Here is a 23170-nt window from a genome sequence, read left to right on the forward strand (position 1 = left end):
CGGGTTCCTCCTTAAACAGATGATTCATTCTTCGTTGCTTGAAGAGAGGCACTTTTTCTCGCCTTTCTTCCTTTTAACCAATGGACAAGTAAACGAATGGCTGCAAGCATAGCATGTCCAATACGAAAATAAGCTATACATGTAAACTGGGTTTGTGACACATTGTGCTGAAAGGCAGGAATGACTTCATATACCGGTTTATGCTTAAAGGTGAGATGCTCCTGCATAAAGGCAAGCAGTGCTCCTTTCACTGACCACACCCCGCCGGCTGCTACACCTGTTAAAGCGGCGTCATGAAAGCCGATCCATGTTGACCAGTGAAACGATACAATTCTCATGTGAATGAAGAATTTATGCATGATCCGGTTTAAATCGACGATCTCTTTTGTGATGCGCTCCATTTGATGAAGGATTTGCTTCATATCACGTTTTCCCACTTTTTTATGTATAGATTCTTTTTCGTGACTAGGGGTTTTGGCGCTCGCCATTTTCTTTTCACGTATATCGATCGTTTGATCTTCTGGATTGACCCTCACCATCGGAATGTCTTTTTTGAGTCTGATGATTCCATATAAGGTGATGATTTTCAGTGCAAGGTGGTCATTGTCATTTGCATGTGAATAATCCAGTGAAATGGTCACTTTCATGAAGATCAATAAGATCCCAAGGAACAAAATAGCTGCGATCCAAACGTAAAGCACTGTGCTCACTTCCTCCATAACAAATGATGCTTCCTCTACGATTATGGCTCTCATTCTGGATTTTATACCCAATCATGAAAAAAGAGTTTGACCGGTACCCGGCCAAACTCCTCTGATTATACGTTTGCTTCTGTTTTTTCATATAAATGTTCATGGACGACCACCGTATCGGCAAAGTAATCATGAACCCCTTGCTTTTTCGGTGTGAATCCAACAACAGCATAGAGTACAAAAAGCGTATTAATATAGCGTCCCACAATCTCTCTAAAGAAAATGACATCCCATGCCAGTTTCTTCTCAGGTTGAAGTGAGACCACTTTGATCCCAAACACCATTTTCCCAAGCGTTTGTTGAAAGATTTTCGTCATGATGGCGAAATAAAGCAGGAATACTATCGTCGTTGTGACAGAGAATGGAGAAAACCATCCTCCTCCTTTGGACCAGCCAAACAGACTAAAGATTGGAGAAACCGTCAAATGGTTGACACCCCAGACGACAAGCCAATCAAGAATAAACGCCCAAAACCTAATCCAAAAGCCTGCAAACGCCTGTGCTTCAATCACTGCACGTTTCGCAAAGGCCGGATTCGATTCTTCTTGGCTACGGCTTTCGGTTACTTCATCGAATGTAGAATCCATCTATGATCCCTCCTTTATTTTGAATAGAGATACATCGGTTTAGACCCGTTTGAGCCAGCCAGTGTTTCTTTTAGATTGAGAAAATCAATTTCGCTTTTAAAAAGTTTGCTTGCACTCATATTGAAGAGAGAGTTCCAGCCAAAGCTTTGAGAATAGCTGATCACTGTCGCTCCTTTTAACCCTTTTTCATTTTTCTTCATTGCTTTAATTGCATCTTCATAATATCCAAGCTCATCGACTAATCCGTTGGATTTCGCCTGTGTTCCGTCATAGACCCGGCCGTCAGCAATTTTCTTGACGTTCTGTTTTGACATGCCGCGTCCTTCAGAGATGACTTTGACAAATCCTTCATACGAGTTATCGACCATGCTTTGCATGATGTCGCGCTCATCTTTTGTCATGTCACGATTTGGCGACATGATGTCTTTGAATTTTCCGCTCTTAATTGTTTCGTATTTAATACCTAAATTATCTGCCAGCTTTGAATAGTTCAAGCTTTGCATGATCACACCTAACGATCCTGTTAATGTTTCAGGTGAAGCAAAGATTTTCTTGGCTGGAGTTGATACGTAGTAACCGCCAGAAGCTGCCATTGAGCCCATGGAGACGTAAATCGGCTTCTTCGCTTTTTTCACTTCTTCTAATTTTTTATGTATTTCTGCACTTTCATAGACACCGCCGCCAGGAGAGTTGACGCGCAGCAGTACACCTTTTACTGAAGCATCATCTTTCGCTTTTTCTAGTTCCTTAAGAAATGCACGATGATCGTAACCTTCTCCGCCTAATAGACTTGATGCGCCGCCATTATCTTGAATGGTTCCATTAATCTCAAGAACCGCTATTTTTCCAGCACCGCTTCCATCCTCTAGTACCTTTTCTTCTATTTCATCCCCAAATTGATAGCTCATTTTATTGTCATTGAAGCTTTCATACAAAGCCGTCGTGACACTAATCACAATTGAAAATCCGAAAACTCCAAGTGCAATGATTAACGCTACCCATCTTTTCGCATTCATCTTTTTCTCCTCCTTTTTGTCTCTCTTCATTGATACGAATATTCACATGAAATGTTTCACAGGAATTGTGGTTTTTTTACATTTCATTTCATCATATGATAGCACCTCTCTTTATTCACGATCAACTTTACATCGTCTGCCAAGTGATACGCACGACGAAAAATTGGCTTTTTTCTCCTCTCGCTGCATCTAATAGTCTAGAGCTTCACCACAACGAAACACCTAATCCACTCTTTCATGAGAAAACAGCTATTCAATTATGCTCAAATTCTGCCCTTTTCAAATCCCTTACATTGACTCATTTCTAAAAATGAATGCCACCATCATGAAGGTTTTTCTAATGTTTTTACTTTCATATGAAAAAAGTGTAAAATGTGAGCAAGGCTTCATATGTAAGCCCTTTATTACTCTAAATCTACTTTTGACAACGAAGGGGAGAACGTCAATGACAGACAATCGTCGCAATGTATTTTTCTTTTACAAAAAAGATCATGAATTGGATGGACACATTTCTTCTCTGGAGAAGCTCGCTACCGATCAAGGCTTTCAAGTCGTCAAGCGTGCAGAGGATGCCCATATTATTGCTTCAATTGGCGGAGATGGCACATTTCTTCAAGCAGTCCGTAAAACGAATTTCCGGGATGACTGCCTGTATGTAGGGGTATCAAAAACAGAGAATTCGCATCTATACTGCGATTTTTCATTAGAACATTTTGATAAAATGATTGATGCCATGAACACTGAACAGATTGAAGTGAGAAAATATCCGATCATTGATGTAAGCGTTGACAGTACAAACCAGTTCCATTGCTTAAATGAACTGTCGATCCGCTCAAGCATTATTAAAACATTTGTGATCGATGTGCATATAGATGATTTCCACTTTGAAACATTTAGAGGAGACGGAATGATTATTTCTACTCCGACTGGCTCAACAGCCTACAATAAATCGGTAAACGGCGCAGTGGTTGATCCGATGCTCCCTTGTATGCAAGTCACAGAGCTCGCATCGCTAAACAACAACTCGTATCGTACACTGGGTGCTCCTTTCATCTTAAGCAGTGACCGCAAGCTAACGCTGAAGGTTGTGCAGGACGGCAACGACCATCCGATTATCGGGCTTGATAACGAAGCGCTTGGCACGAAACACGTCAAACAAATTGACATCGGCCTTTCAGGAAAAGTCATTAAAACGGTGAAATTAAAAGACAACTCCTACTGGGAAAAAGTAAAACGCAGATTCCTTTAATCAAAAAGCTCCTTTATGGGGCTTTTTTTCATGTTTTTTCATTCCCGGTCATGATTATGGTATGATGTCACAAGTATGAATGTACGAAAAGGAGAACACGATGACATTACAACAATTTGATCAATATCCATTAAGCCATGAATTAAAACAAGCGCTAGAAGCACTTCACTTCCATACACCTACACCTGTTCAGCACGAGACATTATCCGTTGCTTTTTCAAGGCAGGATTTGATTGTCAAATCTCAGACTGGCAGCGGCAAAACCGCAGCCTATGGTCTCCCGATTTGTGAAATGGTCGATTGGGCTGAAAATAAACCTCAAGCCCTTATCCTCGTTCCAACGCGAGAACTCGCCATGCAGGTCAAACAGGATCTCACAAGCCTTGGACGATTGAAACGAATCAAAGCCACTGCCATTTATGGAAAAGCCCCTTTCCAAGCTCAAAAAGTAGAGCTTGCACAAAAAAACCACATTGTGTGCGGAACACCAGGACGAGTCTTAGATCACCTTGAGAAAGGTACTCTTTCCTTAGAAAACCTTAAATTTTTCGTGTTAGATGAAGCGGATGAAATGCTGAACATGGGATTTATTGATCAAGTCTCTTCTATTATTCAGTATCTGCCGCCAAAGCGCATGTCAATGCTCTTTTCAGCGACCATGTCTGATGAGATGAAGAAATTAAGTGAACAGTTTCTACAATCACCAAAAGTAATTGAAATAGCACGCGCGGAAACGTCTGTACCACAAATCACCCACACCGTGATTGAAACGGAAGAAGAAGCGAAATTCTCTCTTCTTCAGCGTACGATCGTCATTGAAAATCCAGATAGCTGCATTATTTTCTGTAATACACAGGACCGAGTGAATGAACTCACGATGAAGCTGGATGAATGGGATGTGCCTTGTGACAAAATTCATGGAGGCATGAGACAAGAAGACCGCTTCGCTGTCATGGATGAATTCAAAAACGGCGAATTCCGTTATTTGATCGCAACCGATATAGCAGCCCGGGGCATTGATGTCAGTGATATGACACATGTGATTCATTATGACCTCCCCTATGAAAAAGAGCGCTATATTCACCGAACAGGAAGAACAGGCAGAGCGGGAAAAAGCGGAAAAACCATTGCGTTTATGACCAATAATGCAAAGCCTCTGATTGATGAATTAAAGCAGGAAGCAGGTATTGATTTCAAGACGCAGCCATACCCAACAAAGGAAGACGCAGAGCAGCATGTAGAACGCTTTGAAGAAAAGATTGAAAAGCCGATTCAAAAGGAAAATAAACAGGCAGGCGTTGAAAAGGATATAATGAAGCTTTATTTTAACGGCGGGAAGAAAAAGAAGCTGCGGGCTGTTGATTTCGTTGGGACCATTGCCAAAATAGAAGGCGTTGCCTTTGATGACATTGGGATTATTACCATTCAAGATACAAAAACATATGTCGATATTTTAAACGGTAAAGGCCCTCTTGTGCTGAATGCCATGCGCCACACAACCATTAAAGGCAAGCAATTAAAAGTTCATGAAGCACGTTCATAAAAAGTGAAGGCTAATCGCCTTTACTTTTTTATTTAAAATAAAATAAGCTTACAAACCTTGATACCGTCAGCCTTTCCTGCAATCAACATGACAAATGTCATATCGAATACATGATGGGTGCTACTATGAGCATGACACCTTTCCTTCTATACTTTGAAGTAGAAAGAAACGGAAAGGACTTGAACGTTCATGACGACTTCAACAAACACACAGCAGCAAGCCACTTTAAGAAAACAAGTAGGTCAATTTTCTGGTGCTGATTCAAAAAAAAGTATCATGCAACTCCTTAATACATTTATTCCATTTTTGGGGCTTTGGTTTCTTGCCTATTATAGCCTGAACATCTCCTACCTTTTAACCCTCTTCTTTGCGGTTATTGCAGCTGGTTTTTTAGTACGTGTCTTTATTATTTTTCACGACTGCTGCCACCAATCCTTTTTCAGACAGAAGCCGCTGAATCACCTGTTTGGTTTCATAACGGGTGTACTCACCCTTTTCCCTTATCTTCAATGGCAAAGAGATCATTCAATTCACCATGCCACAAGCAGTAATTTAGACAAACGAGGTACTGGCGACATTTGGCTCCTGACAGTCAAAGAATATCAAGAAGCATCAGCTTGGACGAAATTCCGCTACAGATTTTATCGCAATCCTTTTGTCATGTTTATTTTAGGACCGATCTTTGTTTTCCTGTTTCAAAACCGTTTCAACGTCAAAAATGCTCGTAAAAAAGAGCGTTGGAACACGTATTTCACAAACATATCAATTGTTTTATTGGCAGGAGCTACCTATCTCCTTTTTGGCTGGGAAGGTTTGTTACTTGTCCAAGGTCCAATCTTTCTGATTTCTGGATCAATCGGTGTATGGCTGTTTTATGTGCAGCATACGTTTGAGGATTCTTACTTTGAAGCAGATGAGAATTGGAATTATGTGCAAGCAGCTGTAGAAGGCAGTTCTTTTTACAAATTGCCAAAGCTTCTTCAGTGGTTAACAGGTAATATCGGTTATCACCATGTCCATCATTTAAGTCCGAGGGTACCAAATTATCACTTGGAGCATGCACATGAGCATAGTGAGCCGCTTCAAAATGTTCCAACCATCACTTTAAAAACAAGCATCGAGTCAATGAAATTTAGACTTTGGGATGAAGAAACGAAAGCATTCGTTACCTTTAAAGAAGCACGTCAGACGAGAAGCACACCTGTCATCAAAGGAGACATTCTCAAGAAGAATGCATAAACGACGCAAGCTCTTTCTTACAACAGAAGGAGCTTGTTGGTATTTACAGGATGCGATAACGTGTTCAATTTGATAAAGTAGTGAAAAAGAATGAAAAAATGGAAAAGGTGATTCACGGATGAAAAAACAACTTAAAATTCAAAAATTGCATGGGATATCCCCGTATATATGGGCCATTTTTTTCATCCTTCCCTTTTATTTTATCATTAAGGCTCCTTCGACTTTAGGCATTGTGATCGGCATTATTTTGAACGTTGTCTTTTTCGCTGTCTATCGTTTTGCCTTTATCGCAAAAGGCTGGTCTTTATATGTATTAGGCCTTCTCTTGATTGCGATTTCTACTGGCTATGTCATGCTCTACAGCTACATTTATTTCGCTTTTTGCATCGCCTATTTCAATGGGCATATTAAAAGAAAAGTACCTTTCTATATCTTATACTATATTCATGTCGGGAGCGCGGCCATTGCGGTAAACTTCAGTCTGATCTTAAAAAAGGGCTGGTTTCTCACGCAAATTCCCTTGGTTCTCATTACACTCATTAGTGCCATTCTCCTCCCTCTCAGCATTCGAAGCAGGAAGGAACGTGAACGGCTCGAAGAGAAATTAGAAGATGCCAATGAACGGATCGCTGACCTTGTAAAAATTGAAGAAAGGCAGCGCATTGCACGTGATCTGCATGATACCCTTGGACAAAAGCTGTCCCTCATCGGTTTAAAGAGTGATCTTGCCCGAAAACTGGTTTATAAAGACCCAGAGCAGGCACGCGCCGAACTGAAAAGCGTCCAGCAAACAGCCAGAACGTCTCTCAATGAAGTGCGGAAAATTGTTTCCTCCATGAAAGGTATTCGGATCAAGGATGAACTGTCGAACATTGAGCAAATTCTCGAAGCAGCTGGAATTGAATTGATCTATGATGAAAAGGAAGCGCCAAAACACATCTCTCTTCTTAACGAAAACATTGTGAGCATGTGCATCAAAGAGGCTGTGACAAATGTCGTCAAACATAGTAATGCGACCGTCTGCAAAATCACTATTCATCAAAAATCAAAGGAAGCCATCATTACCGTTGAGGATAACGGGACATTTAAAGGCGATTATCCTCCCTCTCAAACGAAGGGTCATGGCCTTTTAGGAATTAGAGAAAGATTGGAATTTGCAAATGGGCGCCTGCGTATTGAGACAAAGAACGGAACAAAGCTGATCATGAGCATTCCAAATGATTCAGCAGCAAAAGACAAGGAGGGGATGAAATGATCAACATCTTTATCGCAGAGGATCAGCAAATGCTGCTTGGTGCACTCGGTTCACTACTTGATTTAGAAGATGATATGACGGTTGTTGGAAAAGGCACAAACGGCCAGGACGCCATTGATTTTGCTAAAAAACACCCCGTTGATATTTGTTTAATGGATATTGAAATGCCAGGGAAAACGGGACTGGATGCAGCCGAAGAACTCAAGGAATCAGATGTGAGAATCATCATTTTAACGACCTTTGCCCGTTCTGGATATTTCCAAAGGGCGCTGAAAGCTGGCGTTAGCGGCTATATGCTGAAAGACAGCCCAAGCGAAGATCTGGCAAGTGCCATTCGCAGCGTGATGAAAGGAAAAAAGGTATACGCCCCTGAATTAATGGAAGACTTATATAGCGACGAAAATCCTTTAACCCAACGAGAAAAATCCGTCCTTGAACTCGTCGCAGACGGCAAAAACACGAAAGAGATCGCAAAGGAACTCAGCATTAAAAGCGGCACTGTCCGTAACTACATTTCCATTATTTTAGATAAACTAGAAGTCAAAAACCGTATTGAGGCTATCACACGCTCTAAAGAAAAAGGCTGGTTTAAATAAAAAAAGATCAGGTCATACGGTGCCTTGATCTTTTTTTTCTACCAAAAATCTCCCCTCCTATTTTTTATCACCAACTATCAAAATGTAATTGACAATAGACCGTACTTCTATGATATGATATCCAAGTGATAATAATTATCATTATCACTCATACAATCAAATACCCGGCTAATGTGCCGATTTCAAAGGAGTCTACATTCATGAAGAAAATATTGTTCCCTCTGATGCTCATCTTTGTACTTGCATTGAGCGCATGTGGCAATAGCAGCAGCTCTTCCTCAAATAAAGGAAATCAATCAACATCATCAGACAAGATTACATATGAATCTGAAAATGGCCCTGTGAAGCTGCCAGCGCATCCAAAACGTGTCGTTGTACTTGGTTCCTACACAGGTAATGTCAAGTCACTTGGTGTGAACCTGGTCGGCGTCGACTCTTGGTCAAAAAAGAACCCACGCTTCCAAAAGGAATTAAAAAATGTGGAAGAAGTGTCGGATGAGAATGTGGAAAAAATCATGAAGCTAAAGCCTGATGTCATCATTGGCTTAAGCAATACAAAAAATGTAGAAAAACTAAAAAAAATCGCACCAACCGTCTTGTTTACGTATAACAAAGTCGATTACCTTCAGCAGCATATTGAAATTGGAAAAGTATTAAACAAAGAAAAAGAAGCCAAATCATGGGTAAAAGATTTTAAAAAACGCGCAGCTGAAGCTGGAAAAGAAATCAAAGCAAAAATCGGTAAGGATGCGACGGTTTCTGTATTTGAAAGCGGCACAAAAGATCTTTACGTGTTTGGAGATGCATGGGGCCGCGGCACAGAAATTCTCTACCAAGAAATGAAACTAAAAATGCCTGAAAAAGTAAAAGAAAAAGCATTAAAAGCTGGCTACTATGCAGTTTCGCAAGAGGTCATCCCTGAATTTGCTGGAGACTATATGATCATTAGTAAAAACAGCGAAATGGACAATTCCTATCAAAACAGTGAAATTTACAAGTCCATACCAGCTGTGAAAAAACATCGTGTGTATGTGGCAAATGCAGAAGAATTCTATTTTAATGATCCGCTCACACTCGAGTATCAACTATCATTCTTTAAAAAGCACTTTTTAGGTAAATAAACAGAAGCAAGGGACCCCTTCCCTTGCTTTTTTCTTATCTGCTTCTAGCGGCAGCATCTTTTTTCCGCTACAATGACATACAAGCGAATACAAAAAGTGTGGTGCTGGTTTTGTTTAAAATTCTACTCATTGAGGACGATACAACCCTCTTCCAAGAAATCAAAGAACGTCTAGTCAACTGGTCCTATGATGTTTATGGGATTCACGATTTTCAACAGGTTATGCAGGAATTCACTTCTGTTCAGCCTGATCTCGTCATTATTGATATACAGCTGCCAAAATACGATGGCTTTCATTGGTGCCGGATGATTCGGCATCATTCAAATGTACCAATCATCTTCCTCTCCTCTCGTGACCATCCTGCTGATATGGTCATGTCAATGCAGCTCGGTGCCGATGATTTTGTACAAAAGCCCTTTCACTTTGACGTGCTCATTGCCAAAGTCAGTGCTGTTCTTCGCCGCGTGCATGATTATAATGCAGAACCGGCTAGCCTAAAGGTATGGTGCGGCGCTACGATTGATCTAGAAAAAAACACCGTCACAAATGACCACGGTGAAGTGGAATTAACAAAAAATGAACTGTTTATTCTTAAGGAATTGATTCAGCATAAAAATCATATTGTCAGCCGTGAATCACTCATTCAAGCATTGTGGGAGGATGAACGGTTTGTCAGTGACAACACACTGACCGTAAACGTCAATCGCCTTAGAAAAAAACTAGATGAGATCTCCCTTGGCACCTACATTGAAACAAAAGTGGGCCAAGGCTATCTTGCAAAAGAAAAGGATGATCAATGATGCTGCAAGCATTTTTAAAAGAACGAAGAAGCTGGATCCTGTTCTTTCTTGGTTTGCAGCTCCTCATTCTGTTTGTTGCTTATTTGGATACGACCATTCCAATGGCGTCGCTTTTTTATATTGTGTTATTATCTACGTTTTTCATGATCGTCTTTCTCTTTTTCCGATACCGTAAAGAAACGGCGTATTATGAGCGTCTGAAAGAATGGGACGATCATATTGATCATCAAATGCGGCTCACTCCATCTTCCCCATTTGAACAGCTTGTACATGATGCGACGTCTGAGCAAATTGCCCGCTACAGGCTAATGGCAGCAGAGCAGCAAATCGCCCTTGAAGAAGAGAAGGATGAATTGCTCTCATGGATACATGAAGTGAAAACACCTCTCACAGCGATGCACTTAATGATTGACCGTTTAACAGAACAGCCGCTGAAATCGAATATGACGTACGAATGGCTCAGAATTCATTTATTACTCGATGCCCAGCTGCATCAAAGCAGAATACGTCATATCGAAAATGATTTATTTATTGAACAGCTGGACCTGCAAAGCATCATAGCGAAGGAAATCAAAGCGCTCCAATCATGGTGCATGCAAAAAGGAATCGGCTTTGAAATCACGCTAGAAGAACGTCACGTATTAAGTGATACAAAATGGTTATCCTTTATGATCAGGCAGGTACTCACAAATGCAGTCAAGTACAGTCATTCGTCCGATATTGCCATTGAAAGCAAGAAAATGGATGACCAAGTGATGCTGACGATTACAGATCAAGGCAGAGGAATTGACCCAAGAGACATTCCACGTATTTTTGAAAAAGGCTTTACCTCAACAAGACATCACAATGACACAGCCTCAACAGGAATGGGACTCTATTTAACAAAAAAAGGAGCAGACGCTCTTCATATCAAGATCGAGGTCAACTCCACGATAGATCAAGGCACAACCTTCACCTTCATCTTTCCGAAAAAGAATGATTTTGTGCATATTGCGAGCATGTGACAACAATGTCACATGCTCGTCTGTTTTGTTCGCCAAATCGAAGGAAAAGCGGCGGGCTTCTTTTTATACTAGAGGTATCAATTAAATAGAAAAGGGGATCGACAAATGAACATTTTAGAAGCTCGCAAAATATATAAAAGCTACGGAAATAAATTCAACAAACAAGAGGTGCTGAGTGGCATTGACTTGACCATTGAAGCCGGAGAATTCGTAAGCATCATGGGGCCATCAGGCTCGGGGAAAACAACCCTTCTGAACGTATTGTCCTCGATCGATCATGTGTCCAGCGGATCCATTCGTATCGCAGATGCTGAGATGACGCAAATGAAGGATCAGCAGCTCGCAGAATTCAGAAAAAAGCAGCTTGGCTTTGTTTTTCAGGATTATAACTTACTTGATACACTCACGGTCAAAGAGAACATCCTCTTGCCATTATCTATCTCCAAAACGCCGAAGAAAGAAGCTTTCGAACGTTTTCAACAGCTTGCGGAGGACATGGGTATCTATGAACTAAGAGACAAATACCCGAATGAACTCTCTGGTGGACAAAAGCAGCGGACATCAGCGGTCCGTGCCTTCATTCATGAGCCGAGTCTGATTTTCGCAGATGAACCTACTGGAGCGCTTGATTCCAAATCTGCATCTGATTTACTCAATAAGCTGCAAGATTTCAATCAAAAACGAAAAGCAACCATTGTCATGGTGACACATGATCCTGTCGCAGCCAGCTATTCAAGACGCGTCATTTTTATCAAGGACGGGCAAATCTATACTCAGTTAAATAAAGGTGCTTTAGAGAGAAAGATGTTTTTCGAGGATATTATGAAAACGCAAGGTGTCTTAGGCGGTGTGAAGCATGAACATTAATCAGCTCGTCTTCCGAAACCTGAAGAAAAATTTGAAAAATTACTACTTATACGTGTTCGCTCTTGTATTTAGTGTGGCGCTCTACTTTTCTTTTGTCACCTTGCAGTACTCACCAGCACTTGATGATGTAAAAGGGTCCATTAAGGGCGGTGCGTCGATTAAAGCCGCTTCGGTCCTGCTCATTGCCATCGTCGGCATCTTCCTGTTATATGCGAACAGCATTTTTATTAAACGCCGAGGGAAAGAAATAGGTCTCCTGCAGCTCATTGGCATGACGAAACAAAAAATTGCCAAACTGCTCAATGCAGAAAATTTTATCCTCTACGTGTTCTCAATGGCTGTTGGCATCATAGCTGGATTTATCGGTTCAAAGCTCATGCTGATGGTGTTATTTAAAGTAACCGGCGTGAATGCCATCGCCAACCTGCATTTTTCAGGCATGGCCCTTTTGCAGACACTCATCGTCTTTTTCATCATCTATGGATTAATTATGTTAAGAAATAGATGGTTTATTAATAGACAGACGATTTTATCTTTGTTTAGAACCACGTCTTCTACAGAGCAGCGTGTGAAAAAAATCTCTGTGTTTGAAATCATCATTGGGGTTTTCGGTATTGTCTTGATCGGCTCAGGCTATTATATTTCTTCTCAGCTTTTTAGCGGCTCATATACGTCCATGCTTGAGTTATTTTCAGCCATGATTTATATTCTAGCCTCTGTCATTATCGGTACCTTTCTTTTTTATAAAGGCTCTGTTTCTTTCATTGCCAATATTGTACGGAAAAGAAAAAATGGCTATCTCGCCATTCATGAAGTCCTGTCTTTGTCATCTATTATGTTCCGGTTAAAATCAAGTGCACTGCTTTTAACGATTATTACAACCGTATCTGCTCTTGCGATCGGGTTGTTATCTTTAAGCTACATTTCCTATTACTCAGCAGAAAAAACGGCTGAACAACAGATTCCATCACATTTTGTCATGGGCTCTGAAAAGGAAGCAGCCACCTTCACTCGTGCACTTTCAGACAAGCATATTGCATATGAAAAAAAGCAGTTCAAGGTCATTCAAGCGGATTTTGACGCAAAGAAGATCATGGATTCGGAATTACAAAGTTTGAAGAAGGATCCAGGAGTCTTGACACTGCCTGTGATCAGTGAGAAAAATGCACCTCATATTCATGTTGAAAACAACGAAGTCATCTTAAGCGGCTACAGTGATTTATTGAAGAAATTCATGCCGATTCAAAGCTCGGGTGATGTGAAACTTCTTATCAAGCAACCGCTTGATTTAAAAGTCATTGATATGAAAAAAGATTACATCATTTCTTACAAGTTCACTTTTGGCGGTCTGCCTGTTGCCATCGTAAGTCAAAGTGTCTTTGAGCAGCTTGACCAGCAGAAAGATCCTAAACTGCAGCTTGAGAATAACCAATATAACGCGGTCAATATAAAAGATGATCAAAACCTTGAACAAGCCAATGATGTGTTTACCTCTTTAAAACTAGGTGATGACAGCATGTCTCAATTAGCTTCAGCTCAGCAGCAGAAACAAACAATGGGACTGATGATGTTTGTCCTCGGATTTTTAGGCCTAAGCTTCCTTGTCACATCAGGCTGTATTTTATACTTCAAACAGATGAATGAAAGTGAAGAGGAACAAAGCTCGTACACGATCTTACGTAAGCTTGGCTTTACAGAGAAAGATCTATTAAAAGGCATTCGGCTCAAACAGCTATTTAACTTTGGGATTCCGCTCATCATCGGATTACTGCACAGCTACTTTGCAATACAGTCAGGCTGGTTTTTATTCGGCGGTGAACTGTGGACACCAATGCTCATCGTCATGTCGATTTATACGGTTTTATATTCTATCTTCGGATTCCTATCTGTCCAGTATTACAAAAAGGTCATTAAAGAATCCTTGTAATTTATTCCCCATAGGCAGTTGCCTATGGGGATATGTTTGTTTATGATGGAGTTGATTCAAACTTATGCGATAGAATATGATCTCTTGCCGCATAAGCTTTCCGTTTGACCTCTTCTAGGTTCACACCGACAAGCTTTCCGTTTCGTTTCACTGCTTTTCCAGCCACATAGACAGAATCAACATTTGAAGGATGTGCCGTTTGGACAACCGCTCCAGCAGGGTCTGTCATCGGCAGAAGATTCATGCTTGTCCGGTCGATCAGAATGAAATCAGCTTCTTTTCCAGGTGTGAGCGAGCCAATTTTATGATCAAGCTGTAATGCACGAGCTCCATTGATCGTCGCAGCTTCAAGCATTTGATGAGCAGAAATCCCAAGTTCAGGTCCTGGCATGATGCCCTCCATCAGCAATGATTGATTTTGGATCGCACGCTCTGCCTGAAGCCCGAATTTCATTTGAGCAAACAAATCACCGCCTGTCGCTGTGACCACGTCTACACCGAGCGTTGGAAGAACACCTTGTTCGATCGCAAGCCCTGTGACAGGATAACCGTGACCCATCATCATCTCAATTTCAGGTGTAATGGATATGGAGCTTCCGCTATCTGCCAGCATCTTCATTTGATCCGCATCGATTGCATTGATATGCACCATGTTGAGGTCAGGTCCAAGTAACCCTGCTTTGTGAAGCAGCTCAATCGAACGATCCTCCGCTCCCCAGTTCCCAAAGCCAATGTGCATACTGCATAGAGCATCTAGCGACCGGGCTGTTTCAATTTCAAATACTGAAGTTTCCCATGAAGAAAACTCTGGTCCACGAATCGCAAGCCCCATTGTCAAAAGCTGATCTGATGATTGAAAATGTGCTTTTTTCACGCGTGCTGCGTCCTCCATATTGGTGAGCGTGCTCCCCCTATCCCAATACTCAGCATCTCCAGAGGAACCGAAAGCAAAAACAGCTCGAATGCCCGCATCTTTCAACCCTCCGATGAGTTCTTCTGTATGATCCATTGAATTGATCATCGTCCAGTCTAGAAATGTGGTCACTCCGGCATCTAACGCCTCTAATGCCCCTAAATAATTCGCAATTCGATCGTCAGATGGGCGTCTCATCGCACCATAGTTCCCATAATAGATTTTGCTCAAATATGTCTGCAAAGACCAATCTGTGCCTATGCCTCTGATGACAGACTGCCACACATGACGATGTGTATCCACAAGCCCTGGCATGATCACCATATCGGACGCATCAACAATGGCGGCATCATTTGCTTCAATTAAAGGTCCGACTTCTAAAATGTGTGTCCCTTCAATTAATAAATCTCCTTTTTCTAAAAAACCTAAAGTTGGATCAAGAGTTAAAAGCGCTGCATCTTTAAACAATGTTTTCTTCATCCATATCCCCCTTTTCAAATGACGAGGAAGAGTTCTCCCACCCTCACTGTTATTTTAAAACATAAAAGGATCGAATTAGAAGAAAAGTGACTTCGCTAACTGTTTTATGAGCTGATTTTTCTGAAATAGTTGTAAATACGTTTTAATTTGACGTCATGTTTTCCTTTTGGGCTTTCCATCATGCCGAACTCAAAGAACTTCACAGGTTTGATTCCGACATAGTGTAAAAGGGCTCGTTTCATTAAGATCTTGTGTGCATTTTGCAAAAAGAACAAAGGGTAGTTGGTTGGTCCTTGCATCGTCGATATACAAACAGCACTTTTTCCTTTTAACAGTCCTTCTGGAAACAGCCCGCCTGTTTGACGATAAGCAAAATTCGCAGCAAACATGCGGTCAATAAAGCCAAGCAGCATGGCTGGAGGTCTTCCCCACCAAATAGGATATACGAACACGATTTTGTCCGCCCATTTGATCTTCTCCTGATACACCTGAATGTCAGGGTCCTTATGCATGTCACGCCTTTTTTTCTCTTTATTAAAAATCAGCACGGGATCAAATTCTTCTTTGTATAAATCGATGATTTTCACTTCATGAACTAGTGGATTTTCTTCACTGCCTTTCATAATTTCTTTTAAAAAAGCACCATTTAAACTATTGTGATGGGGGTGAGTATAAATAATGAGTACATTCATGTATGATCTCCTTTTATTATCATTTGATAACTAAAGGATATACCTTCGTTATATAGTTGTCAAATGATAATTGTTTTTTGATAATAATTTTGGTATGTTACGTAGGAGGTGATAAACATGAAGCATCCCCATTTCTTCAAGGAATTCGTAGCATTTGCTTCTACTTTTTCAGAACTAAAACATGACCTGATGAACAAAGTCAAACCAGCTAACTTAACGACCTTGCAATACTTAATACTAGAGCAGCTAGCAGTCAGCGAACCGCTTACGCCTAGTGAAATTGCCGAATGTCAGCACATGTCTCTTCCGAATGTCAGCAGAGAACTAAAAAAACTACACGAAAAACAATTGATAGATAAAAAGGAAGACCCAGTTGATAAACGAAAGCATGTCATTACGCTGTCTGACAAAGGCCGCGCTTGTATGAACGAAGCCTTCATGTATATCGAAAAGATGTTGATAGACCGTCTCTCTTCCTCAGATATAGAACAGGTGGATGACATCGTACAAGCTCTCCGTCTTTTAAACCGAACAATCTTTAAAAAAAAATCTAAAAAAGCATGAGCGGTATGCTCATGCAAAGGTTTTTTATTTTATTAATGAAGAGATGCTAAAAGATACGTAATGAAACCAACAATAGGAATAATTGGAATCATGAATTTCAATGTTGTATTTGTATTCTTATATAAATTCCATAGCAGCACTGGTATACCAAATGTCAACGTATCAAAAACAGCAAGAACTACTCCCTTGCGCTGTTCATTATGAGCCATTCTAAAACCCCCATTCACCAAACTTTTTTCACACAATAACCGGCTATTCCTGCAGATATTCCTCCATTAATCACTGCGCATGCTATACAGCTAGCAGGTCCCGTTAAACAAATATAATAGCACGCTCCTAAAACCATTGAACGTAGCGGAAGAGATTCATTCGGGCCGCTTTGCTTTTTTAAGCAGTTCCAAAACTTGTTCCAACTAAAACTCGTTTGAATTTCTGAATCATCTGCCTGGAAAATTTTTTTATTTAATTCCATCATATCTTGCTTTGCACCATTTTCACCATAGGTAAAAGATCCTTTTAAAAACTCCCCTTTTTGGTTGATATGGAACTTATTTTTCAATTTTCCATTTTGGAAGAAATATGAGTGCAAATTTCCTTTCTCATCGTATTCTGCAAGTTGAATATAGTAAGCTTTTATTTGGCTCAATGAAACTGAAATGAAGGAAACATTGTCTAACAGCTGATTATCTGACTTCTTCTTTTTAAGATAAAAGTAAACAACATCCGTTTCAGCAGCGTTCAGATGAACCGCTGCACTTTCTCCATTTAATAGATAACCTTTCTTTTGGGCTAATTCTTTTGCCTTTAAAAATTGAGAGCTTTTTTTTGCCTTTTTTATGAGTTTTTCTTCTATTTTATCATTTTGTATCTTTTTAAAAGACTCGTCCTCTTTTATAGTAATAGCTTTTCCTACAGGAAATTGTCCGAATAAAAGTGCTATAAACATTAACACACAAAACATTTTTCTTAACTTCATCATATATCCTCCTTTAGCAAATTTCATAAAAATTATAACCTCTAAAGGAAAATAATGTAATAGTCCTTTTTGCTAATAAAACCCACTAGTGGTAATGTATCATATACCCTATTTCTTATCATTTCCTATAGGCAATTGAATGTGATCTTCCTCTTGCGATGATAGTGATACTGGCTGAAGAGCCTTTCCAATACACAAAAAAGCGCCGGATCTTACCTCCCAAGCGCTTCTTTGCTTTATCCTCTATGTACTTTTATACAACCAATTGATACGCAATATATAACGCGACAAGCCAGATCATGACCGCTGAAGCTTTATTGATACGGTTCATCCACTTACCGTTTGTATCTAACTTCCCTAGCATTTTCCCTAAAAGAGCGAGCCCAATAAACCATAACCAGGACACGATGATACAAGCGAGTGTAAATGCCAGTTTTTCTGCCCCGTTATATTGAAGCGAATTTGTTCCAATCACGCCAATGGTATCGAGAATGGCGTGGGGATTTAAAAGTGAAACTGAACAGGCAAAGAGAATTTGTTTTCTCGCAGGCATGAATTCCCGCTGCTCTTTAGCATCTGTTGATGAGCTTGTGTTCCACACAGACCATCCCATATAAACTAAAAAACAAAATCCAATGAGATAAAGACACATTTGCAGCATAGGAATGGTGAACACCACAACAGAAACTCCAATGACAGCTAACGTAATTAAAAGTGTGTCACAAAGAGCAGCAGTGATAACAACAGGTAAGGCCTGATATAATCGCGGCTGAAGCGCTCCTTGCTGAAACACAAATACATTTTGTGCGCCCAATGGTAAAATGAGGCCAAAGGCAAGCACAATTCCATGAACGATGGCAATGAACATCTTCTAACATTCTCCTTTTCCAGCAATTCCTACACATTTTAACATAAAACAACATAATCACTTCCAGCAGATTTAATTTTCCATAAAAAAAGCGCTGGATGCTTTCATCCAAACGCTTTTCGTTTATTCATCATGATCCTTTACGTGCAAGCTCTCTTTCTCTCAGCTCGACACGACGGATTTTCGCTGACGGTGTTTTTGGCAGTTCGTCAATGAATTCAATTTCTCTTGGGTATTTGTAAGGTGCTGTTGTGTTTTTGACATGTGTTTGCAGCTCTTTGATCAGCTTATCACTTTGCGCTGATTCATCACGCAGGACAACATATGCCTTCACGATGGATCCTCTGATTTCATCTGGACTAGCCACAACCGCACATTCTTTAACTGCTGGGTGTTTAATCAGCGCATCTTCTACTTCAAACGGCCCAATGGTATAGCCTGAGCTGACGATGATATCGTCTCTGCGGCTTTCAAACCAGAAGTATCCATCTTCATCTTTTTTCGCTCGGTCACCGGTAATAAAGTAATTCCCGCGACGCTGCGCCTTTGTACGCTCTTCATCTTTGTAGTATTCCTTAAATAGCGCTGGCGTTTCGAGATGAACCGCAATGTCACCAACTTCTCCAGGAACGCATACGTTGCCGTCTTCATCAATGATCTCGACTTCGTTACCAGGTGTTGGTTTGCCCATACTACCAGGCTTGATGTCCATTCCTTTTAGCACCCCTACGAGCAGTGTGCTTTCTGTTTGGCCATAGCCATCTCGTACTTCTATATCGAAATGCTTTTTGAATGTATCAATGACTTCACGGTTCAGCGGCTCTCCCGCAGACACGGCACTATGCAGCTTTGGAAGCTCGTATTGACTCAAGTCATCTACTTTCGCCATAAATCGGTATTCTGTCGGCGTACAGCATAGGACATTGATTTCATTTTTTTGAAGTAGCTCTAAGTACGTATTTGGATTGAACTTCCCTCCGTATACAAAGCCTTCTGCGCCACTTCCTAACACAGATAAGAGAGGGCTCCACACCCATTTTTGCCAGCCTGGTCCTGCTGTCGCCCACACTTTATCTCCTTCATTAATGGAGAGCCATGCTTTGGCAGCAGTGCGTAAATGTGCATATGCCCAGCCATGTGTATGAACAACCCCTTTTGGGTTACCAGTTGTACCTGATGTATAGGATAAGAACGCCATGTCTGTGCGTGTTGTTGGAGCCATTTGCAGCTCGCTTGATTGCTCTTCCTTTTGCGCGAAAATGTTTGTCCAGCCATGATCGTTTTCACCGATTGAGAATGTTTTAAAATCGTTTGGCTGATTGGTTCCATCGAACGATTGAATGAATGAAGAGTAAACGATCGCTCCTTTTGCTTCTGCATGTTCAATTCGGTAATCTAAATCTTTTGCACGCAGCATTTCTGAACAAGGAATGACGACCATCCCTGTTTTCAAAATAGCCAAATAAATGCTGTATGCCTCTAGCATGCGCGGCACCATCACAATGATTTTATCGCCTTTTTTAAAGCCTGCATCTAACAACACATGTCCGATTTTATTGGCATCTTCCACTAAAGCTGCATAAGTCACATGTGCTTCCCCGCCATTTCCGTCCTGCCAGTGCAGAGCCATTTTCTCGCGGTTATGACTGAATGCTTCAATCTCGCTGACTAAGTTATATTGTTCTGGTGCAATTAAGTCTTCTCTTTTCATGGTACAGCTCCTTTTTGCCTCTTTCTATGAAACCATTCATGTTTCAATTTACCTATTCTAACATTCATAACTGAAAAATGCTTGAATTAGGACCTACTCCTAGTATTATGCCATAATTTTCGCCATTCGTCCTCTTTTTAAAAAATATTCTAACAATTTATATGTACAAAAAGAAAAGAGCGGGAATAATCCCGCTCATAAGCCATAGCTTTTCAATTGTGTGTCTTAGAAAGATCCGCCACCCATATGTTGTTGAGCGTAAGATACAAGACGTTTAGTGATTTCTCCACCAACTGATCCGTTAGCGCGAGCTGTTGTTTCTGGTCCAAGGTTTACACCAAATTCTGAAGCGATTTCATACTTCATTTGGTCGATCGCTTGTGCAGCGCCTGGAACGACTAATTGGTTAGAACTGCTTTGTCTGTTTTGTTGAGCCATGTGTTCTCACCTCCTTGTGAATATAGAATGTGTAGAAACACATGACTTCATGCGATTGATTTTATGGTAATTATTATGAAATTTTTATTTTAGAATAAATCAGCGAATTCGTCAGCCGCTTTCTTCTCATTTTTGACGATAATCGTTTCGATTTGATCTACTGCCTCATCAAGCATTGGCTCGAAATCAGCAAAGCTTTCGTAGCGTTCTACTTTTTCAAGCTTTGGTTTAGTTTTAGGCGACGGCGGCGTAAAGATCGTACAGCAATCCTCAAAAGGCTGAATGCTTGTATCATATGTGCCAATTCGTCTCGCTTCATCAATAATGTCATTTTTATCAACCGCAATCAGCGGGCGAATGATTGGCGTATTTGTGACATGATTAATGGCATACATGCTTTCAAGCGTCTGGCTTGCGACTTGGCCAAGGCTTTCACCGGTAATAATCGCAAGTGCATCACGCTTCGCTCTTATTTTATCTGCTATTTTCAGCATCATTCTTCTTGTTGATGTCATCGTATAGTTTTCAGGTACTTGTTTGTGAATCAGCTCTTGAATTTTGGTGAAAGGAACAATGTGCAGCTTCACTTCGCCTCCATATGCCGCTAAACATTCTGCAAGATCAATGACCTTTTGCTTGGCACGTTCACTTGTATATGGGGGACTAAAGAAATGTACAGCTTCAATTTGAATTCCGCGTTTCATGGCCTGATAGCCGGCAACTGGGCTGTCAAAGCCGCCTGAAAGCATGAGCATCGCTCTTCCGCTTGAACCAACTGGCAGTCCGCCTGCACCTTTGACATCTTTAAATGTAATATATGTCGCATGTTCTCTTAATTCAATGCGCAAATGCACATCCGGCTGTTTGACATTGACCGTTAAGTTTTCCGTATTCTTCAGCACATGTCCGCCAATTTCCCGGTTCATTTCATTTGAATCAAGTTCAAATTGCTTATAAGAGCGTTTCGTTGAGACCTTAAATGTATTTCCTTGTTCATACACTTCCTGTACCGCTGTTAAAGATGCTTCTTTAATGGCATCGAGATTTGTCTCACATTTCACCGCCAGACTAAAGCTTTGAATGCCAAATACACCTTTAAGCTGTTCTGAAATCGGTTCAGGGTCTTCTCCGTTCAGCATAATCGTAATGCGGTCTCTGTCAGATGCATACTTTAATGCTTCAAAGTCTTTCAATACAAACCGGATATGCTGCCTTAGTTTTTCAATAAACTTCTTTCTATTTTTTCCTTTTGTTGAAATTTCACCAAAACGGACTAAAATATGATCATATTTCATGTTGTTATCTCATTCCTTTTAATTTTTTCACACTTTGTGCGATCGATGTGATGATTTGCGGCGCTAGTTCTGGTCCTTGTCCATACGTCAAACTGATTCTCATACTGCTTTTTGCCACTTCTTCCGGTTTCCCCATCGCTAGGAGAACATGGCTTGGCTCCTTTTTCTTGGCTGAGCAGGCAGAGGTTGTCGAAACATACATGCCTTCTTTTTCAAGCATATGAAGAAGGACCTCGATTTGAATACCTGGCACTGAAAAATTCACAATATGCGGCGCACTTTGCGTCAGCGGTGTGCTGATGACAATACCTTCTATTTCTCCAAGCTGCTTTTGCAGCTGCGTTTTTAAGTTTAGCATTTCATCATGATGTATTTTCAGCAGTTCGAATGATTGTTTCATGGCTTTTGCTAAGCTGACAGCACCAGCAGGGTTTTCGGTACCTGAACGTAGGCCTAATTCCTGCTCTCCTCCTGTGATAAAAGGTGCGAGCACTACACCTTTCTTTAAAAAGAGCGCTCCTGTGCCTTTTAAGCCATGAATTTTATGGCCAGATATCGTCAAAAGATCCACATCCAGTTGTTTATCAAGTGCTACTCTGCACATTCCCTGCACCCCGTCGACATGAAATAGGGCATTTTCAGCATGCTCACGAATCATGCCAGCAGCTTCTTCAATCGGCTGGATGGCACCCGTTTCGTTATTGACGTGCATCATGCTGACAAGCACTGTATCAAGACGAAGCACTTCTTTTAAATGATTCATATCTGCATGGCCATGCTCATTTACTTGAATATAGGAGATTTCAAAACCAAATAAAGCCTTCAGCTGTTCAAACGATTCGATGACAGAGGGGTGTTCAATTGCTGTTGTCACAATATGTTTCCCCCGATTCATTTTGGCGAGAGCTGCTCCTTTAATGGCGATGTTATTTGCTTCTGTTGCACCAGAAGTAAAAATAACCTCATATTGTTTCAAACCTGTATAGTGAAGGATTTGTTTTCTCGTTTCACTTAGCAAGCGGCTCGCATCAATTCCGAGCTGATGTAGCGAAGACGGATTCCCAAAAAAACGTTCACTCACTTGCTGATATACTTGTAAAACCTCAGGGTACGGTTTTGTTGTTGCACTATTATCGAGATAAATCATACTTGGACTCCTTACAAAAAGCTTTAAAAATAAATGCATTTATATGTTACCATAATGAAGTCAGACAGAGAATTTTCTGAAAATGGCAGTTGACAACTTTTCATTTTCACTATATCATGCATAGTGCAAT

Annotated in this window: 23 protein-coding genes; 11 read left to right on the top strand and 12 right to left on the bottom strand. The window is 40.7% G+C overall.

Annotated elements, in window-relative coordinates; genetic code table 11:
- Nucleotides 1–11: 11 nt before the first annotated feature.
- The 3 genes from MKY18_RS13195 to sppA form a co-directional block, all read right to left on the bottom strand.
- The gene (locus MKY18_RS13195; RefSeq protein WP_185107131.1) at nucleotides 12–719 is read right to left on the bottom strand and encodes a DUF2953 domain-containing protein; all 708 of its coding nucleotides are present in this window, start codon (nucleotides 717–719) and stop codon (nucleotides 12–14) included.
- 98 nt (nucleotides 720–817) lie between these two features.
- Nucleotides 818–1339: an RDD family protein gene (locus MKY18_RS13200; protein ID WP_065098589.1), complete on the bottom strand. Its 522-nt coding sequence runs from the start codon at nucleotides 1337–1339 to the stop codon at nucleotides 818–820.
- A gap of 14 nt (nucleotides 1340–1353) precedes the next feature.
- On the bottom strand, nucleotides 1354–2355 hold the full coding sequence (gene sppA / locus MKY18_RS13205) for a signal peptide peptidase SppA (protein WP_050943576.1): 1002 nt from the start codon (nucleotides 2353–2355) through the stop codon (nucleotides 1354–1356).
- Nucleotides 2356–2800: 445 nt separating this feature from the next.
- Between sppA and MKY18_RS13210 the strand changes: the two genes are divergently transcribed.
- The 10 genes from MKY18_RS13210 to MKY18_RS13255 all read left to right on the top strand — a co-directional run bounded on the left by MKY18_RS13210 (nucleotide 2801) and on the right by MKY18_RS13255 (nucleotide 13956).
- On the top strand, nucleotides 2801–3604 hold the full coding sequence (locus MKY18_RS13210) for an NAD kinase (RefSeq protein WP_185107133.1): 804 nt from the start codon (nucleotides 2801–2803) through the stop codon (nucleotides 3602–3604).
- A 100-nt stretch (nucleotides 3605–3704) separates the two neighbouring features.
- Entirely contained in the window at nucleotides 3705–5147 is a 1443-nt protein-coding gene (locus MKY18_RS13215) for a DEAD/DEAH box helicase (protein WP_185107135.1), read from the top strand.
- Nucleotides 5148–5336: 189 nt separating this feature from the next.
- Nucleotides 5337–6386, top strand: a complete 1050-nt coding sequence (locus MKY18_RS13220) for a fatty acid desaturase (RefSeq protein WP_065098593.1) — start codon at nucleotides 5337–5339, stop codon at nucleotides 6384–6386.
- Nucleotides 6387–6504: 118 nt separating this feature from the next.
- Complete coding sequence (locus MKY18_RS13225; RefSeq protein WP_185107137.1) at nucleotides 6505–7641, top strand: sensor histidine kinase; 1137 nt, start codon at nucleotides 6505–6507, stop codon at nucleotides 7639–7641.
- Nucleotides 7638–8237: a response regulator transcription factor gene (locus MKY18_RS13230; protein WP_044139312.1), complete on the top strand. Its 600-nt coding sequence runs from the start codon at nucleotides 7638–7640 to the stop codon at nucleotides 8235–8237. Before MKY18_RS13225 ends, MKY18_RS13230 begins: the two co-directional genes overlap by 4 nt.
- Before the next feature lie 200 nt (nucleotides 8238–8437).
- Entirely contained in the window at nucleotides 8438–9358 is a 921-nt protein-coding gene (locus MKY18_RS13235) for an iron-hydroxamate ABC transporter substrate-binding protein (protein ID WP_106066886.1), read from the top strand.
- Between the two features lie 110 nt (nucleotides 9359–9468).
- Nucleotides 9469–10158 carry a response regulator transcription factor gene (locus tag MKY18_RS13240; protein ID WP_148660152.1) on the top strand — a complete coding sequence of 230 codons (690 nt, stop codon included), beginning with the start codon at nucleotides 9469–9471 and terminating at the stop codon, nucleotides 10156–10158.
- Nucleotides 10158–11162 (top strand): sensor histidine kinase, encoded by a 1005-nt coding sequence (locus MKY18_RS13245; protein ID WP_065098595.1) that lies wholly within the window; start codon nucleotides 10158–10160, stop codon nucleotides 11160–11162. Before MKY18_RS13240 ends, MKY18_RS13245 begins: the two co-directional genes overlap by 1 nt.
- Before the next feature lie 105 nt (nucleotides 11163–11267).
- A complete protein-coding gene (locus tag MKY18_RS13250) occupies nucleotides 11268–12029 on the top strand; it encodes an ABC transporter ATP-binding protein (RefSeq protein WP_044139317.1) in 762 nt (253 codons plus the stop codon).
- Nucleotides 12019–13956 carry an ABC transporter permease gene (locus MKY18_RS13255; protein WP_106066884.1) on the top strand — a complete coding sequence of 646 codons (1938 nt, stop codon included), beginning with the start codon at nucleotides 12019–12021 and terminating at the stop codon, nucleotides 13954–13956. The genes MKY18_RS13250 and MKY18_RS13255 overlap by 11 nt, the downstream gene beginning before the upstream one ends.
- Nucleotides 13957–13996: 40 nt before the next feature.
- On the opposite strand, the gene MKY18_RS13260 is transcribed toward MKY18_RS13255, so the two are convergent.
- Complete coding sequence (locus MKY18_RS13260; protein ID WP_106066883.1) at nucleotides 13997–15349, bottom strand: amidohydrolase family protein; 1353 nt, start codon at nucleotides 15347–15349, stop codon at nucleotides 13997–13999.
- A gap of 104 nt (nucleotides 15350–15453) precedes the next feature.
- On the bottom strand, nucleotides 15454–16041 hold the full coding sequence (locus tag MKY18_RS13265) for an NAD(P)H-dependent oxidoreductase (protein WP_185107139.1): 588 nt from the start codon (nucleotides 16039–16041) through the stop codon (nucleotides 15454–15456).
- Between the two features lie 117 nt (nucleotides 16042–16158).
- On the opposite strand from MKY18_RS13265, the gene MKY18_RS13270 reads away from it, so the two are divergent.
- On the top strand, nucleotides 16159–16605 hold the full coding sequence (locus MKY18_RS13270) for a MarR family transcriptional regulator (protein WP_185107141.1): 447 nt from the start codon (nucleotides 16159–16161) through the stop codon (nucleotides 16603–16605).
- Between the two features lie 32 nt (nucleotides 16606–16637).
- On the opposite strand, the gene MKY18_RS13275 is transcribed toward MKY18_RS13270, so the two are convergent.
- From MKY18_RS13275 to MKY18_RS13305, 7 genes are all read right to left on the bottom strand, one after another.
- Nucleotides 16638–16814: a hypothetical protein gene (locus MKY18_RS13275; protein WP_185107143.1), complete on the bottom strand. Its 177-nt coding sequence runs from the start codon at nucleotides 16812–16814 to the stop codon at nucleotides 16638–16640.
- A 14-nt stretch (nucleotides 16815–16828) separates the two neighbouring features.
- A complete protein-coding gene (locus MKY18_RS13280) occupies nucleotides 16829–17581 on the bottom strand; it encodes a hypothetical protein (RefSeq protein ID WP_065098600.1) in 753 nt (250 codons plus the stop codon).
- 253 nt (nucleotides 17582–17834) lie between these two features.
- Complete coding sequence (locus MKY18_RS13285; protein ID WP_065098601.1) at nucleotides 17835–18449, bottom strand: LysE/ArgO family amino acid transporter; 615 nt, start codon at nucleotides 18447–18449, stop codon at nucleotides 17835–17837.
- Nucleotides 18450–18579: 130 nt separating this feature from the next.
- Nucleotides 18580–20160, bottom strand: a complete 1581-nt coding sequence (locus MKY18_RS13290) for an acyl--CoA ligase (RefSeq protein ID WP_065098602.1) — start codon at nucleotides 20158–20160, stop codon at nucleotides 18580–18582.
- A 225-nt stretch (nucleotides 20161–20385) separates the two neighbouring features.
- Nucleotides 20386–20598, bottom strand: a complete 213-nt coding sequence (locus MKY18_RS13295) for an alpha/beta-type small acid-soluble spore protein (RefSeq protein WP_003216385.1) — start codon at nucleotides 20596–20598, stop codon at nucleotides 20386–20388.
- A gap of 89 nt (nucleotides 20599–20687) precedes the next feature.
- Nucleotides 20688–21893: a tRNA uracil 4-sulfurtransferase ThiI gene (gene thiI, locus MKY18_RS13300; RefSeq protein WP_185107145.1), complete on the bottom strand. Its 1206-nt coding sequence runs from the start codon at nucleotides 21891–21893 to the stop codon at nucleotides 20688–20690.
- Nucleotides 21894–21897: 4 nt separating this feature from the next.
- Nucleotides 21898–23040 carry a cysteine desulfurase family protein gene (locus MKY18_RS13305; RefSeq protein ID WP_342487429.1) on the bottom strand — a complete coding sequence of 381 codons (1143 nt, stop codon included), beginning with the start codon at nucleotides 23038–23040 and terminating at the stop codon, nucleotides 21898–21900.
- Nucleotides 23041–23170 lie beyond the last annotated feature (130 nt).

It is taken from the genome of Bacillus sp. FSL R7-0672, from assembly GCF_038601465.1.
GTDB lineage: Bacteria > Bacillota > Bacilli > Bacillales > Bacillaceae > Bacillus > Bacillus pumilus.

What these genes read in the sequence shown, in the direction of transcription:
- MKY18_RS13260 (WP_106066883.1), bottom strand. Translation starts at nt 15,349, where the DNA reads ATGAAGAAAACATTGTTTAAAGATGCAGCGCTTTTAACTCTTGATCCA.
- MKY18_RS13225 (WP_185107137.1), top strand. Translation starts at nt 6,505, where the DNA reads ATGAAAAAACAACTTAAAATTCAAAAATTGCATGGGATATCCCCGTAT.
- MKY18_RS13230 (WP_044139312.1), top strand. Translation starts at nt 7,638, where the DNA reads ATGATCAACATCTTTATCGCAGAGGATCAGCAAATGCTGCTTGGTGCA.
- MKY18_RS13250 (WP_044139317.1), top strand. Translation starts at nt 11,268, where the DNA reads ATGAACATTTTAGAAGCTCGCAAAATATATAAAAGCTACGGAAATAAA.
- MKY18_RS13200 (WP_065098589.1), bottom strand. Translation starts at nt 1,339, where the DNA reads ATGGATTCTACATTCGATGAAGTAACCGAAAGCCGTAGCCAAGAAGAA.
- MKY18_RS13280 (WP_065098600.1), bottom strand. Translation starts at nt 17,581, where the DNA reads ATGAAGTTAAGAAAAATGTTTTGTGTGTTAATGTTTATAGCACTTTTA.
- MKY18_RS13285 (WP_065098601.1), bottom strand. Translation starts at nt 18,449, where the DNA reads ATGTTCATTGCCATCGTTCATGGAATTGTGCTTGCCTTTGGCCTCATT.
- MKY18_RS13255 (WP_106066884.1), top strand. Translation starts at nt 12,019, where the DNA reads ATGAACATTAATCAGCTCGTCTTCCGAAACCTGAAGAAAAATTTGAAA.
- MKY18_RS13245 (WP_065098595.1), top strand. Translation starts at nt 10,158, where the DNA reads ATGCTGCAAGCATTTTTAAAAGAACGAAGAAGCTGGATCCTGTTCTTT.
- MKY18_RS13305 (WP_342487429.1), bottom strand. Translation starts at nt 23,040, where the DNA reads ATGATTTATCTCGATAATAGTGCAACAACAAAACCGTACCCTGAGGTT.
- thiI (WP_185107145.1), bottom strand. Translation starts at nt 21,893, where the DNA reads ATGAAATATGATCATATTTTAGTCCGTTTTGGTGAAATTTCAACAAAA.
- MKY18_RS13210 (WP_185107133.1), top strand. Translation starts at nt 2,801, where the DNA reads ATGACAGACAATCGTCGCAATGTATTTTTCTTTTACAAAAAAGATCAT.
- MKY18_RS13235 (WP_106066886.1), top strand. Translation starts at nt 8,438, where the DNA reads ATGAAGAAAATATTGTTCCCTCTGATGCTCATCTTTGTACTTGCATTG.
- MKY18_RS13270 (WP_185107141.1), top strand. Translation starts at nt 16,159, where the DNA reads ATGAAGCATCCCCATTTCTTCAAGGAATTCGTAGCATTTGCTTCTACT.
- MKY18_RS13265 (WP_185107139.1), bottom strand. Translation starts at nt 16,041, where the DNA reads ATGAATGTACTCATTATTTATACTCACCCCCATCACAATAGTTTAAAT.
- sppA (WP_050943576.1), bottom strand. Translation starts at nt 2,355, where the DNA reads ATGAATGCGAAAAGATGGGTAGCGTTAATCATTGCACTTGGAGTTTTC.
- MKY18_RS13220 (WP_065098593.1), top strand. Translation starts at nt 5,337, where the DNA reads ATGACGACTTCAACAAACACACAGCAGCAAGCCACTTTAAGAAAACAA.
- MKY18_RS13215 (WP_185107135.1), top strand. Translation starts at nt 3,705, where the DNA reads ATGACATTACAACAATTTGATCAATATCCATTAAGCCATGAATTAAAA.
- MKY18_RS13195 (WP_185107131.1), bottom strand. Translation starts at nt 719, where the DNA reads ATGGAGGAAGTGAGCACAGTGCTTTACGTTTGGATCGCAGCTATTTTG.
- MKY18_RS13290 (WP_065098602.1), bottom strand. Translation starts at nt 20,160, where the DNA reads ATGAAAAGAGAAGACTTAATTGCACCAGAACAATATAACTTAGTCAGC.
- MKY18_RS13295 (WP_003216385.1), bottom strand. Translation starts at nt 20,598, where the DNA reads ATGGCTCAACAAAACAGACAAAGCAGTTCTAACCAATTAGTCGTTCCA.
- MKY18_RS13275 (WP_185107143.1), bottom strand. Translation starts at nt 16,814, where the DNA reads ATGGCTCATAATGAACAGCGCAAGGGAGTAGTTCTTGCTGTTTTTGAT.